Here is a 13,992-nt window from a genome sequence, read left to right on the forward strand (position 1 = left end):
AAAAATACAAGGAATAAGTTAGATGCACGAACCTAAAATCCGCCCCATCCAGAAAGAGGATAACCCAGAGGTTGCAGCGATGATTCGTTCAGTTTTAATGGAGTTAAATGTTCCAAAAACAGGCACGGTCTTCGAGGACACCGCACTGGATGGCATGTTTGAAACCTATAGCACGCCAAGAGCTGCTTATTTTGTACTTGAGGAAAATGATGTCCTTATTGGGGGTGCTGGCATTTCGCAGCTGGACAATTATGAGGGCAATGTGTGCGAGCTTCAAAAAATGTACTATCTACCCCGGGCAAGAGGTCGGGGTATAGGTGCCAAAATGATAGAAAAATGTCTGCAAAGAGCAAAGCAGTTTGGCTATGAGGCTTGCTATCTTGAAACCATGCCGTATATGAAAGCCGCACAAAAACTGTATGCCCGCAACGGATTTGAATATTTGGACGGCCCTATGGGCGATACCGGTCATTTTTCCTGTCCTGTGCACATGCTCAAAAAATTATAATCACCTTTAGCTGCTTCCTGCTGGATATCATGACGTTACAACAGTTACAGAGCAACTTTAATAACCAACTCAAGAGCATTTATCCCAAAGAGGAGATTGGCTCTTTTTTTCAATGGTTGGCAGAGGCTTATTTGGGCTACTCAAGATTTAAGGTTTCAGAAAAAAAGGACGAAGAAATTTCAGAAAAAAATGAAACACAATTTCTTAGTGCACTAACACGGTTGATGCACCATGAGCCCATTCAATATATTATTGGTGAAACCGAGTTTTATGGGCTCCCCTTTAAGGTAACTCCCGCAGTATTGATCCCGCGTCCAGAAACCGAAGAACTCGTGGCGTGGGTACTAGAGGAATTTAAAAATCAAGAACCTGAAAATAGTATTTTGGATATAGGTACCGGTTCTGGCTGCATCGCTATTTCGCTAGCAAGATATCTTGGGAATGCTACAATTTCGGCCTTGGATATTTCTGAAGCAGCTATAGAAGTGGCTAGGGAAAATTCAGTTATAAATAAAGTGGATGTTAATTTCTTTCAAGCTGATATTTTAAATGCGGAAACGCTTCCGCAGCAATATGATGCAATCGTGAGCAACCCGCCATACGTTCGGCAACAGGAGAAAAGCAAAATGCAGCCCAACGTATTGCAGCACGAACCCGAAGTGGCGTTGTTTGTTTCAAATGAAGATCCGTTACTGTTTTATCGGGCCATTGCACGATTGGCAAAGAAGCATTTAACCAGTGACGGCACCCTCTACCTCGAAATTAATGAGTATCTTAGTAAGGAAATGCAACAGATGCTCCAACAAGAAGGCTTTGCTGAAATAGCACTAAAAAAAGATATTTTCGGTAAATTCAGGATGCTGAAATGTAAATTATACTCTTACTAATGCTCGCATAACAAAGAATGGGTAAACTCGAAAAAATATGCGTCTTCTGCGGAAGTAGTGATGGGAACGACCCCCAGATCACCCAAGCTGCCGTGGAGCTTGCCCAGACATTCGCCCAGCGTGACATTACCCTAGTGTACGGTGCCGCAAAAATTGGAGTTATGGGAACCTTGGCCAAAACTGTGCTGGACAACCATGGCGAAGTAATAGGTATAATCCCCCAGTTTCTAAAAAAGAAAGAAGTTGCGCATTTGGGACTCACCCAACTCATCACCACCCAGAATATGCACGAACGCAAACTGCAAATGCAGGAAGTGAGCGACGGTTTTATAGCATTGCCCGGTGGTTTTGGAACGCTGGAGGAACTTTTTGAAATCATCACCTGGTTACAATTGGGATTGCACACCAAACCCATTGGGCTGCTAAATGTAAACGGTTTTTATGACGATTTACTCCAGCTGTTGGAAACTATGGTGCGCAAGGGGTTTCTCTCTATGAAAAACTATGAAATGCTCTTGGTGGATACTTCCGTAGAAAAATTACTCCAAAAAATGACCGAATTTAGACCACCAAGAATCCCCCAATGGCTCAAGCCCGAACGTACTTGATTTAACCAGCTCCTAAACATAGAAATTTATCAATTCGCAAAAAATCACTGAGCCACAAACTCACCAGTTCGTTATATTTGTGGATATGAATACTGAAGAAAAAATCAACCAACTGCGCAACCAACTGCGTGAGCATAACTACAACTACTACGTTCTTGACAACCCTGCCATTTCAGACTACGATTTTGACGTATTGCTGAAAGAATTACAGGGCCTGGAAAACGCCCATCCCGAATATTTCGACCCTAATTCCCCCACACAACGGGTAGGAGGTGAAGTAACCAAGAATTTTGAGACCGTTGCGCACGAATTCAGGATGTATTCGCTGGACAACAGTTACTCCAAAGAAGATTTGGAAGACTGGGAAAAGCGCATCAAAAAAATGGTAGATGGCCCCGTACAGTACACCTGTGAGCTTAAATACGACGGAGCATCTATGAGCCTCACCTACGAAGAAGGAAAATTGGTGCGTGCCGTGACCCGTGGAGATGGCTTCCAGGGCGACGATGTAACGGCCAATGTAAAGACAATTAAATCGGTCCCGCTGCAGCTCAAGGGAGATTATCCGCCCAAGTTTGAGATCCGTGGTGAGATTGTCCTTCCGTTCGAGGGTTTTACAAAGATGAATGCCGAGCGTGTTGCCAATGGTGAAGAACCGTACCGAAATCCAAGAAATACAGCTTCGGGTAGTTTGAAGTTGCAGGACAGTGCCGAGGTGGCCAAACGCCCATTGGAATGTTTGCTCTACAGCCTTAAAGGAAACAATCTACCAGTGACCACACAGTTCGAAGGCTTGGAAAAAGCCCGCCAATGGGGTTTTAAGGTGCCAGAGGTGGCTGTGCTGGTAAACAGCATCCAAAAGGTGCTGCAATTTGTAAATCATTGGGATATACACCGCCACGAATTGCCGTATGAGACCGATGGCGTGGTGGTAAAAGTGAACAACCTGCAGCAACAAGAAGAATTGGGACATACCGCAAAAGCACCCCGCTGGGCCATGGCCTATAAATTCAAGGCCGAGCAGGTCTCAACAAAACTGGAGCATATTACGTATCAGGTGGGACGCACGGGAGCCATTACCCCTGTTGCAAACCTAGAGCCCGTGGAATTGGCGGGAACCATCGTAAAACGTGCTTCCCTGCACAATGCAGACCAGATTGAGAAGCTGGATATCCGGGAGGGCGACACCGTGTATGTTGAAAAGGGAGGGGAGATCATTCCCAAGATCATTGGGGTAGATTTTACCAAGAGAGACCCCAATTCACAACCTACGAAGTACATTACTGAATGTCCCGAATGTAGTACAACTTTAGTAAGGACCGAGGGCGAGGCCCAACACTATTGCCCCAATACCGAGGGCTGCCCACCACAGATCATTGGCCGTATACAGCACTACATTTCCCGAAAGGCAATGGATATTGAAGGTCTGGGCGGAGAGACGGTGGCTCTTTTGGTAAACAATGGACTTATTAACAACTATGCAGATTTATATACCTTACAGGTAAAACAATTGCTACCATTAGAGAGAATGGCACAAAAAAGTGCAGACAATTTGATCGCTGGAGTGGAAGCTTCCAAGAAGGTTCCGTTTGAGCGGGTATTGTTTGGGCTGGGTATACGCTATGTAGGTGAGACCGTGGCGAAGAAACTGGCAAAACACTTCAAGGGTATTGATGCGCTAATGGTGGCTTCGTTTGAAGAACTGGTAGCTGTAGACGAAATAGGTGACCGCATTGCCGAAAGCGTCATCGAGTTCTTTTCTTCCGAAGAAAATAAAACTACCATTGAGAGGTTAAAGGAGTATGGGGTGCAAATGCAACTCTCCGAAGAAGCCATGGCAAACCAGACCAATACTTTAGCGGGCAGCGCCTTTGTGGTTTCCGGAGTATTCCATAAAGTTTCCAGGACCGAGCTCAAAAAACTCATTGAGGACAATGGTGGCAAAGTATCGTCTTCAATATCAAGTAAGACCAGCTATGTAGTTGCAGGGGACAAGATGGGCCCAAGCAAACGCACTAAGGCTGAGGGGTTGGCAATCCCCATTATTTCTGAAGATGATTTTTTAGCGATGCTTTCATAATTTGTGCTTCGGACGGTCTTACTGAAAAAGGCACCTAATTTCAATAGGAATCTATAGAGAAGACCTTATTTTTGTGGTAGCTTACTACGCTTATGATTTTTAAGAAACTGAAACAGAAGTCCCTGCGAAAGGGACTGGACGCGCAACTGAAAAAAAGGGATGCCTCGGGCCTCAATGCCCAAGTGAAAACTATTGGTTTTTTGGTAAATGAGGCGCATTTTCAGGATTTTGAGAAATGCTACGATATATTCAAAGACCTTTCACTACAACCCAAGGACGTGAAGGTGTTCTCCTACATAGAGAGTAAAAAGAAATTGCCAAGTCTTAGGCAAAACCAAGTGCAGAACAAGGATTTTGACTGGAAAGGAAACCTGCACAACCAGAACGCCCAGGAATTCCTGGACAGGGATTTTGACGTACTCGTGGGCTATTATCCTAAAAAGCACGAGATTCTGGATCTGCTCGTGGCAAGTAGTAACGCCAAGTTTAAGGTGGGTTTTTATGGTGGTGATGAGCGTTTGTTCGATTTGTTACTGGATGTTCCGTTTCAGGATTTTTCGGTTTTTAAAAAAGAGCTGAAGAAGTATTTACAGGTTTTGGGGAAAATAGCAACGTCTACATGAAGCTGAAAAGGGATGAATTTTATAGTTTCAAAACAATCCCAAAAAAAAATTAAGAAAATCATAGCATTTCAGAATTTACAGAGATTAGAATCGTAGTATCTTTGTACTGCTCATTTAGCTTAAAAAAATAGATAGTATGAAAGAACTCATAGGAACCGGAGTAGCCCTAGTAACACCCTTTACCACCGAAGGTAAGGTAGATGTGGAAGGATTGAAGAATGTTGTGAATTTTCAAGTGGACAATGGTATAGATTACCTTGTCGTTTTAGGGACCACGGGAGAAAGCGTAACCCTCTCAAAAGCTGAAAAGCAACTGGTGATAGACACCGTGGTTGAGGCCAACGCAGGAAGGTTGCCATTGGTCTTAGGAATAGGCGGGAATAACACTGAAGAGGTGGCCCAAGAAATGCAAACACGCAATCTGGACGCTTTTGCCGCAATACTCTCAGTGTCCCCTTCATACAATAAACCTACGCAGGAAGGGATTTACCAGCATTTTGCCGCTTTGGCAAAGGTAGCCCCAAAACCTATCGTTCTATACAACGTCCCTGGAAGGACTGCCAGTAACATGTTGCCCGCAACAGTTGCACGTCTGGCAAACGATTTTGAAAATATAGTCGCCATAAAGGAAGCCGCAGGAGACCTAGTGCAGGCCATGCACATGATAGATAGCACCCCGGAAGGATTTTTGGTAATAAGTGGGGACGATATGATTGCACTCCCCATGACCTTGGCGGGTGGTGCTGGAGTGATCTCGGTGATTGCCGAAGGTTTTCCAGAGGATTTCTCAACGATGATTCGATTGGGGCTGGAACGACGTGTGGACGAGGCATACAGCCTTCACTATAAAATAGCGCCATGTATAGATTATATTTTTGCCGAAGGTAACCCAGCAGGAATAAAGACCGTCTTACATTCTCTGGATATTTGTGGCGATACGGTGCGATTGCCCTTGGTGGGGGTGGGCAAACAATTGCGCGACAAGATTGAGGCCTTTGTCACAGCATATTAATCTTGTAACAGTGTAAGTAAAGCTACGTCTTTACCGTGTAGCTATGCACAATATTTAGTTGCATAATATGTTTTGTAATCACGTATAATTCACTACTTTTGCACGATGTTTTTGAAATACCTTACAACTCTTTTCCTTAGCTTATTGGCCGCCGTTATGCTGTCTTCTTGTAGCAACTATCAAAAGATTCTTGCTTCAGACGATACTGCAGCAAAATATAACGCAGCAGATTCCCTTTACAAAATAGGGAAATATAGGAAAGCCCTTAAGTTAATGGAGCAGATTGTACCTGCCTACCGTGGAAAACCACAGGCAGAACGATTGATGTTCATATATGCCAATACATTCTACAATTTGGAAGACTTTTACTTGGCGGGATACCAGTTTGAGCGTTTTGTAACATCGTACCCAAAGAGCGACAGTGCAGAGGTTGCTGCCTATAAGGGAGCTACGAGTTATTATCAATTGTCGCCACGCTTCTCCTTGGACCAAAAGGACACGCGTATAGCAATGGAAAAACTGCAAGAATATATAAACACCTATCCCAATTCTCCATATCGTGCTGAAGCGAATGGTCTTGTAAAGGAATTGCGGGAAAAGCTGGAGAAAAAGGATTTTGAAACTGCAATGCAGTATTTGGATATAGCCGAATATCTAGGCTCTTACGTGCCTGCCATTGAAGCTTTTGAAAATTTCATCCTGGATCATCCGGGTTCAAAATACCGTAAGGAAGCTTTCTACGGAAGGTTGGAAGCTGGTTACCAGCGTGCCATAACAGGAGTGCCTACAGAGATGCAGCAAAGGCTCGTTACGGCAAAAGGCTACTACAACGCCTTCAATAAATATTATAAGAACGATACTTCTGAATACAAGCAGAAAGCCGATGATATAGCCCAAGAAATTGAGGCAAGGACAACCATCGAAACCGAAGAAGAAACTATTAAGTAATTACAACAGTTATGAGCGATATTAAAAATTCTGAAGCGCCTATCAACACTACTACCATAGACAAGAACAAGGTAGATGCTCCCACAGGGAATATTTATGAGGCAATCTCAATTATTTCAAAAAGAGCAACCCAGATCAATGGCGATATTAAAAAAGAGCTTTTGGAAAAGCTCGATGAGTTTGCTACCTATAACGATAGCTTGGAGGAAATTTTTGAGAACAAAGAACAGATCGAGGTTTCCAAGTTCTACGAAAAGCTACCAAAACCACACGCACTAGCGGTGCAAGAGTGGTTGGACGAAAAAATATACTTTCGTAACACAGCAGACGAAGAAATAGAAGAATAATATGTCCGTTTTAAGTGGTAAAAAAATACTATTGGGCATCACTGCCGGTATTGCCGCTTATAAAACTGCATATTTGGTTAGGCTCTTTGTAAAGGCAGGCGCTGAGGTAAAGGTTGTGATGACTCCTTCAGCAAAAGAATTCGTAACCCCGCTTACCCTTTCCACACTCTCAAAGAATGAAGTACATTCCTCTTTTATCAATGAGGAAGATGATAATGCCCAATGGAACAACCACGTAGCGTTGGCCCTTTGGGCAGATTTGTTTGTAATAGCGCCTGCTACGGCAAACACACTGTCTAAAATGGCGCATGGTACCAGCGATAATTTATTGCTTGCGGTGTACCTTTCGGCGAAATGCCCTGTGTACTATGCCCCAGCTATGGATCTGGATATGTACCAACATCCATCTACCAAGGCAACATTTAAAAAACTGGAATCTTTCGGAAATATCCAGGTACCCGCCACCCACGGCGAACTCGCGAGCGGGCTTGTAGGGAAGGGCCGTATGGCCGAGCCTGAGGATATTTTAGCTTTTCTGGAACATGACATCGCGAAAAAACTGCCCTTGCGAGGAAAGAAGATACTCATTACCGCAGGCCCAACTTATGAGGCCTTAGATCCCGTTCGGTTTATAGGGAACCACAGTAGCGGTAAAATGGGATATGCCATTGCCGATGAAGCTGCCAATATGGGCGCAACGGTTGTTTTGGTTTCAGGGCCTTCCCACGTAGCATTGCAAAACCCTTTTGTTGAAAAGATTTCGGTCACTTCGGCCAAAGAAATGTACCATGCGGTCCATCAACATTTTGAAGATTGCGACGTAGCCGTCTTAAGTGCCGCCGTGGCAGACTACAGGCCAACAATGGTAGCTTCAGAAAAAATAAAGAAGAAAGAGGGGGAGTTAACCCTTCAATTGGAGAAAACCGAAGATATCCTAGCTTCAATTGGCGCTATTAAACACAAGCAGTTTTTGGTCGGTTTTGCGCTGGAAACACAAAATGAGCTGGAAAACGCAAAAAATAAATTGCAAAAAAAGAATTTAGACTTAATTGTATTAAATTCGCTAAAGGATAAAGGCGCAGGTTTTAAGGGTGATACCAATAAGGTGACATTTATAGGAAAGGACAATAAAGTGGTACCTTTTGAAGTTAAACCCAAGACAGAAGTCGCCAAAGATATTTTACAATACATCACACAACATCTTCATGTATAAACACATACTTACAGCAGTTTTATTCATTACAGGCCTTAGTGTACAATCGCAAGAGCTCAACGCCAGTATTACTATTGACGCCGAACAAACCGGGCAACCCAATATGCAGGTGTTCAGGACGCTGGAGAGCCAGTTAACAGACTTTGTGAACAATACCCAATGGACCAACCGAAAATACCTGAACCAGGAGCGTATAGACTGTAACTTCACGTTGATAATTAGTAGTTACGAAAATGACTCGTTTAGCGGAACTCTTCAGGTACAGGCCTCGAGACCTATTTATGGATCTACGTATGACAGTCCTGTGTATAACTATAACGACAAGCAGTTTTCTTTCGATTATGTGGAGTTTCAACCATTGACCTTTAACATCAATAGTTTCGATTCCAACCTGATGTCGGTTTTGGCATTCCATATTTATACCGTTATAGGCCTGGATGCCGATACTTTCGAGCAAGAAGGTGGTTTGGAGTATTTTGAAACTGCCAAGCAAATTGTAAATACAGCAGCAGGTAGTGGCTTTTCAGGCTGGAAAGCTACAGACGGAACCCAATCCCGCTTTAGGTACAACGATGCCCTCTTGAGCAATGTATACCGAGAATTCCACGAAGCTATGTACGCCTACCATAGGCAAGGGCTGGACGTTATGGCTACCAATCCCAAACAGGCAAAAACCGAAGTAAAGAACGCCATCACAAAACTGAAGAGCATCAACGACCGTAGACCCAATTCATACATTCTACGTACCTTTTTTGATGCCAAGAGCGACGAGATTGCCGCAATTTTTAGTGGCGGACCACAGGTAGATATCGTTCAGTTTATTGAAAATTTAAACAGGATGGCTCCCACGCGCCGTAGTACGTGGGCAGAAATAAAATTCTAAAAAGTAGGTAGTTTTTTTGCTTGTAGAACCTTAAACTTCTACTATATTAGTGTACATAAACTAAACCACTTTGCTCACCTCACTTTCCATAAAAAATTATGCCTTGATCGAAGATGTCAAGGTTGCCTTCCAGCAGGGACTCACTACTATTACGGGGGAGACAGGTGCGGGAAAATCTATCTTGTTGGGCGCACTTTCGCTGATCTTGGGCAAAAGGGCCGACAGTTCCAGCGTAAAAAACCCAGATAAAAAATGTATTGTTGAGGCAGAGTTTCTGGTAGCCCAGTACAAGCTCCAACTCCTTTTTAAAGAGCAGGACCTGGATTATGAGGATCATACCATCATACGCCGAGAGCTATTGCCCAGCGGGAAGTCCAGAGCCTTTGTGAACGATACGCCCGTAACCTTACAACAATTGCAACAATTGGGTGATAGGTTGGTAGATATACACAGCCAGCACGAGACCAGGTCGCTGCTTTCTGAAAAAAACCAATTGGAGGTGTTGGACGCCGTAGCAGGTAACGATATGGTACTGAAACAATACAAAGAAGGTCTTCAGGAATACCGAAAGCTCCAAAAGGAAGTTCAAGATTTGGTGGCTGAAAAGGAAACCGCCGCCAAGGAACTGGACTATCACACTTTTTTATACAACGAATTACAGGAAGCTTCCCTTTCAAACATCCATCAACAAGAAATTGAGGAAGAATACGAAAAGCTTTCCAATGCCGAGACCATACAAGAAGCCCTAGCAACGGTACTCAATCTTTTTTCTGAAGAACAAGCGGGAACTTTGGAAACCGCTAAGGAAGCCCGTGCTCAATTGGCAAAACTGAAAACTTTTTCTTCAGAATATGAAAACTTTTGGCAACGGTTACAAAGTGTTATCATAGAACTAGACGATCTGGAACAGGAAATTAACACCGCAACCGAAACACTCGAAGCAAGCCCAGAACAGCTATTACAGCTTCAAAGTACTTTACAGAACTTGTATAAACTTCAGCAAAAACACAATGTGGCATCTGTGGAGGAGCTGTTGGAGATTCAAGAGGAATTGGCAACAAAATTAGATACCACAGCCACTCTGGATGACCGGATAGCAATGTTGCAAAAATCTGAAATTTCAGCAAAAGAGCATATCGAGGAAGTTGCGCAAAAGTTGCACGAAGCACGGAAAAAAGTGGTGCCAAAAATTAAAAAGGAAATTGAACAACTATTGAACAAATTAGGCCTGCCCCACGCCCAAATTCAATTTACACTGGAGGAGGTTCCTGAATTGCGGGAACACGGGAAAGATGCGTTGGAGCTTCTGTTTACAGCGAATAAGGGAACCGGTTTGGGGAACTTGAAAAAAACAGCATCGGGAGGAGAATTAAGCCGTATTATGCTTTCCATAAAAGCTGTGCTGGCAAATCATAAAAATTTGCCCACCCTTATCTTTGATGAAATAGATACAGGAGTTTCGGGAGAGATTGCCCAACAAATGGCCAATATTATGGAAGCTATGAGCAAGCACATGCAAGTATTTAGCATTACCCATCTCCCGCAAATAGCAGCCAAAGGAGACCAACAGATAAAAGTGTACAAAGAAAACACGGGAGGCACTACCACAACAGAGCTAAAAACCTTGACGGAAGAGGAACGCATCGTGGAAATTGCCCAAATTATAGGAGGAAACACCCTTACAGAGTCGGCTATGGCACACGCAAGACAGTTGCGTAATTAGCCTTATATTTGTAATAACTTAAAAAATTAAAACACTAAACAAACCATCATGGCATATAACTTACTAAAAGGAAAAAGAGGAATTATTTTTGGCGCATTGGACGAAAACTCAATCGCTTGGAAAACTGCAGAGCGCGTCCATGAAGAAGGTGGGACATTTGTCTTGACAAACGCTCCCATCGCCCTAAGAATGGGCCAAATTAAAACACTGGCCGAAAAAACAGGCGCAGAAGTAATCCCCGCCGATGCTACAAATATTGAAGACCTAGAGAATCTTGTTGAAAAGTCCATGGAGCTATTGGGCGGCAAAATAGATTTTGTACTCCACTCAATCGGAATGTCCGTAAACGTAAGAAAAGGAAACCATTATACCGACCAAAACTACGACTGGACGCACAAGGGTTGGGACGTTTCTGCAGGTTCTTTTCACAAAACCATGCAAACACTCTACAAAAAGGATGCTATGAACGAATGGGGAAGTATCGTGGCACTTACCTACATGGCCGCACAGCGTGTATTTCCAGATTATAATGATATGGCAGACAATAAGGCTTATTTGGAATCTATCGCTAGAAGTTTCGGGTATTTCTTCGGAAAGGACAAAAAGGTACGTGTAAACACCATATCCCAATCGCCAACCCCTACAACGGCAGGTCAGGGTGTAAAAGGGTTTGATGGATTTATAGCGTATGCCGAAAAAATGTCCCCACTGGGCAACGCCACGGCCGAGGACTGTGCCAATTACACCATTGCCATGTTCAGTGATTTGACCAAAAGGGTGACATTGCAAAACTTATTCAATGACGGTGGTTTTAGCAATATGGGCGTAAGTGATGCCGTGATGAATGCTTTTGTGGACGGCCAATAATCACTTCCGAAACTTAATATTAGTAAGATTTTTCTTTCTAAAGTTGCTCGTCGTTTAAATTCTTCTTTTAGACGATTTGTTGTGGAAGTCTGATTTTTTTTGGATATTTTTAAGAATTAGTAACAATTAATCTTAAAATTATTATGAAAAAAATTACTTTCATGTGGGCTGTGCTGTTCTGTACAATCGGAACGGTCATCGCCCAAACCCCAACTGAATTACAAGAAATTCAGATGGCGAACGCAACTGCTGCACCTACAATCAATATACAAGACCTTTTGGATAGGTTGGCAGCCGCGGGCGACTCTGCAGAGTACGACAACCTGATGTTTACGCAAGAAGAGCGTATTGCCCTGCAACAATATTTCAAGCAGCAACAGTCTAGCGCAACTAGAATGGCAGATATTATTCCCAATGCCGGTGCAACGGAGAGTTTTGGGGTTGTTGTTGGAGATTTCTTTTACGATCCCGTAGATGGTACTGGCCAAGGTGGACCTGGAGGGGATTGTAGCGGTCCCAATACAGGTGGACCCATTCCTGGAAATTATCCAAACTGCGGTTGTACTACTGTAACTACCTTAACGGGAACAGATTTGGCTGTAGAATTCTTATCCTTTAATATTTTTGGGACTTTCGATGTTCTTAATATATACGATGGTCCTGATACATCATCTCCACAGATATATGACAGTAACCTAAATGCAGAAACTGATAACCTAGCTGGTATGATCGCTGCAAATGGTTCTGCCGTTTTTGAATCTACTTCTGGAGCATTGACCTTTGAATTTTCAGCAACGGCTGTTGTAGATTCTTGTGGTTGGGAGGTTGAAGTCGTGCCACCTGGCGGTGGCGGCGGTGGCGGCGGTGGAATGACCGAGCGCGTATTTGCCTTTGATGCTGGATTCTGTTCAGATGAAATGGGAACTTTTGATGTTGCCGGACCATACCTGATCAATACCGTAGGAACTTCTACACTTGCAATTTTCAGTGGAGATTATGATGGTTCTGGTACATTATATGCGATGGACAACGATGCATTAACATTGCTCACCGTCGATACCGCAACAGGTGCTACAACAACCGTTGGCCCCCTTACCAATATCGTACCTGGTGACGCTACCCGCGGTATGGCTTGGGACGAATCTACCGGAACGATGTATTTGATGAGTGGTGCTGGTACAGATTATACCATTTACACTGTTGATTTAAGTAACGGTACTTTGACCTCTGTTGGAACTAATGCTGCAGGAGGTGGACTTCCTATTTGGTTGGCTATTGACGATAGTGGAAATGCATATATGGCCGATCTTACCGATGACAGTCTGTATAGTATAGATCTTTCGGATGGTAGTAATGCGTTGATAGGTGCACTTGGAATTGATATCAATTTTGCACAAGATGCCGATTTTGACCCAGATACCAATACCCTATACATGGGAGCATATATTGGTGGAGGTGCTAACCAATGGGCCTCTGTAGATGTTACTACTGGAGCTGCCACAGGTTTAGGAATGGTAGATACTAACTCTAATCCAGGTTGTGGGGCAGAATTAGGAATTGTGGCAATTGAAGGGACTGTTGTGATAAACCCAGACGATTGTACCACTGCACAGCCAGTGGCTTGTGACGATGTAATCGTAGGAGATACGTCTGACAATACAGATACAGGTGGTGCTAATGCCTCACCAGACGAATGGTACTCGTTTACAGGAACTGGATCATCACAAATTGTAACAGTTTCTTTATGTGACGGAGGTACTAGCTACGACTCGTTACTCACGGTATTTGATAGTTGTGGTGGAGCTGTAGTGGCTGGTAACGATGATGCTTGTGGACTACAGTCCGAATTATCGTTCCTTTCTGATGGAACCTCAACCTACTATATTGCTGTAGAAGGCTTTGGAACCAACGCAGGCGCATTCAGTATGGCAATAACCTGTGTAGACCCGTTACCAAACGATATGTGTGACGGTGCCGAACCAATTGCTTGCGGAGAGACCATTACAGGATCTACAACTATTGCAACTCCAGACGCTATGTCTCCAGACTGTGGAGGTGGTAACGATTCACCTGGAGTTTGGTACGTAATAGACGATACCTCTGGACTGGTAACCGACTATACGGTTTCACTTTGTGATGGCGGTACTACGTACGATAGTAAATTGGTAGTGTATTCAGGAGACTGCGGTACACTGGTATGTGTTGCTGAAAATGACGACTCCTGTGGGTTGCAATCTGAAGTTTCCTTCCAAGGGGACGGTAGCTCGACATATTATATACTCGTGAACGGGTT

12 protein-coding genes and 1 pseudogene are annotated in these 13,992 nt (G+C 43.7%); all 13 read left to right on the top strand.

What is annotated here, in order from left to right:
* Positions 1 to 22 precede the first annotated feature (22 nt).
* Positions 23 to 508 (top strand): GNAT family N-acetyltransferase, encoded by a 486-nt coding sequence (locus tag C8D94_RS06245; RefSeq protein WP_115123083.1) that lies wholly within the window; start codon positions 23 to 25, stop codon positions 506 to 508.
* A gap of 29 nt (positions 509 to 537) precedes the next feature.
* Entirely contained in the window at positions 538 to 1,395 is an 858-nt protein-coding gene (gene prmC, locus C8D94_RS06250; protein WP_115123084.1) for a peptide chain release factor N(5)-glutamine methyltransferase, read from the top strand.
* Positions 1,396 to 1,412: 17 nt separating this feature from the next.
* Positions 1,413 to 2,003 (top strand): LOG family protein, encoded by a 591-nt coding sequence (locus C8D94_RS06255; protein WP_115123085.1) that lies wholly within the window; start codon positions 1,413 to 1,415, stop codon positions 2,001 to 2,003.
* A gap of 85 nt (positions 2,004 to 2,088) precedes the next feature.
* The gene (gene ligA / locus C8D94_RS06260) at positions 2,089 to 4,083 is read left to right on the top strand and encodes an NAD-dependent DNA ligase LigA (protein ID WP_115123086.1); all 1,995 of its coding nucleotides are present in this window, start codon (positions 2,089 to 2,091) and stop codon (positions 4,081 to 4,083) included.
* A 92-nt stretch (positions 4,084 to 4,175) separates the two neighbouring features.
* Positions 4,176 to 4,706 (top strand): DUF6913 domain-containing protein, encoded by a 531-nt coding sequence (locus tag C8D94_RS06265; protein ID WP_115123087.1) that lies wholly within the window; start codon positions 4,176 to 4,178, stop codon positions 4,704 to 4,706.
* Positions 4,707 to 4,842: 136 nt separating this feature from the next.
* Complete coding sequence (gene dapA, locus C8D94_RS06270; RefSeq protein ID WP_115123088.1) at positions 4,843 to 5,718, top strand: 4-hydroxy-tetrahydrodipicolinate synthase; 876 nt, start codon at positions 4,843 to 4,845, stop codon at positions 5,716 to 5,718.
* A gap of 105 nt (positions 5,719 to 5,823) precedes the next feature.
* The gene (locus tag C8D94_RS06275) at positions 5,824 to 6,666 is read left to right on the top strand and encodes an outer membrane protein assembly factor BamD (RefSeq protein WP_115123089.1); all 843 of its coding nucleotides are present in this window, start codon (positions 5,824 to 5,826) and stop codon (positions 6,664 to 6,666) included.
* A gap of 11 nt (positions 6,667 to 6,677) precedes the next feature.
* The gene (locus C8D94_RS06280; protein WP_115123090.1) at positions 6,678 to 7,013 is read left to right on the top strand and encodes a DNA-directed RNA polymerase subunit omega; all 336 of its coding nucleotides are present in this window, start codon (positions 6,678 to 6,680) and stop codon (positions 7,011 to 7,013) included.
* Between the two features lies 1 nt (position 7,014).
* Complete coding sequence (gene coaBC / locus C8D94_RS06285) at positions 7,015 to 8,226, top strand: bifunctional phosphopantothenoylcysteine decarboxylase/phosphopantothenate--cysteine ligase CoaBC (RefSeq protein WP_115123091.1); 1,212 nt, start codon at positions 7,015 to 7,017, stop codon at positions 8,224 to 8,226.
* Positions 8,219 to 9,109 carry a type IX secretion system protein PorD gene (gene porD, locus C8D94_RS06290; protein WP_115123092.1) on the top strand — a complete coding sequence of 297 codons (891 nt, stop codon included), beginning with the start codon at positions 8,219 to 8,221 and terminating at the stop codon, positions 9,107 to 9,109. Before coaBC ends, porD begins: the two co-directional genes overlap by 8 nt.
* A 70-nt stretch (positions 9,110 to 9,179) precedes the next feature.
* Positions 9,180 to 10,832, top strand: coding sequence for a DNA repair protein RecN (recN, locus tag C8D94_RS06295; protein WP_115123093.1), 1,653 nt, complete (start codon positions 9,180 to 9,182; stop codon positions 10,830 to 10,832).
* 48 nt (positions 10,833 to 10,880) lie between these two features.
* The gene (locus tag C8D94_RS06300) at positions 10,881 to 11,699 is read left to right on the top strand and encodes an enoyl-ACP reductase FabI (RefSeq protein WP_115123094.1); all 819 of its coding nucleotides are present in this window, start codon (positions 10,881 to 10,883) and stop codon (positions 11,697 to 11,699) included.
* 143 nt (positions 11,700 to 11,842) lie between these two features.
* A pseudogene (locus C8D94_RS15275) lies at positions 11,843 to 13,992 on the top strand (hypothetical protein); the annotation flags it as partial.

The organism is Marinirhabdus gelatinilytica (assembly GCF_003353425.1).
GTDB lineage: Bacteria > Bacteroidota > Bacteroidia > Flavobacteriales > Flavobacteriaceae > Marinirhabdus > Marinirhabdus gelatinilytica.

Bases quoted from the DNA above. Each gene is read 5' to 3' on its own strand.
- porD (WP_115123092.1), top strand. From the start codon at position 8,219: ATGTATAAACACATACTTACAGCAGTTTTATTCATTACAGGCCTTAGT.
- C8D94_RS06275 (WP_115123089.1), top strand. From the start codon at position 5,824: ATGTTTTTGAAATACCTTACAACTCTTTTCCTTAGCTTATTGGCCGCC.
- C8D94_RS06265 (WP_115123087.1), top strand. From the start codon at position 4,176: ATGATTTTTAAGAAACTGAAACAGAAGTCCCTGCGAAAGGGACTGGAC.
- C8D94_RS06255 (WP_115123085.1), top strand. From the start codon at position 1,413: ATGGGTAAACTCGAAAAAATATGCGTCTTCTGCGGAAGTAGTGATGGG.
- coaBC (WP_115123091.1), top strand. From the start codon at position 7,015: ATGTCCGTTTTAAGTGGTAAAAAAATACTATTGGGCATCACTGCCGGT.
- ligA (WP_115123086.1), top strand. From the start codon at position 2,089: ATGAATACTGAAGAAAAAATCAACCAACTGCGCAACCAACTGCGTGAG.
- dapA (WP_115123088.1), top strand. From the start codon at position 4,843: ATGAAAGAACTCATAGGAACCGGAGTAGCCCTAGTAACACCCTTTACC.
- C8D94_RS06300 (WP_115123094.1), top strand. From the start codon at position 10,881: ATGGCATATAACTTACTAAAAGGAAAAAGAGGAATTATTTTTGGCGCA.
- C8D94_RS06245 (WP_115123083.1), top strand. From the start codon at position 23: ATGCACGAACCTAAAATCCGCCCCATCCAGAAAGAGGATAACCCAGAG.
- C8D94_RS06280 (WP_115123090.1), top strand. From the start codon at position 6,678: ATGAGCGATATTAAAAATTCTGAAGCGCCTATCAACACTACTACCATA.
- prmC (WP_115123084.1), top strand. From the start codon at position 538: ATGACGTTACAACAGTTACAGAGCAACTTTAATAACCAACTCAAGAGC.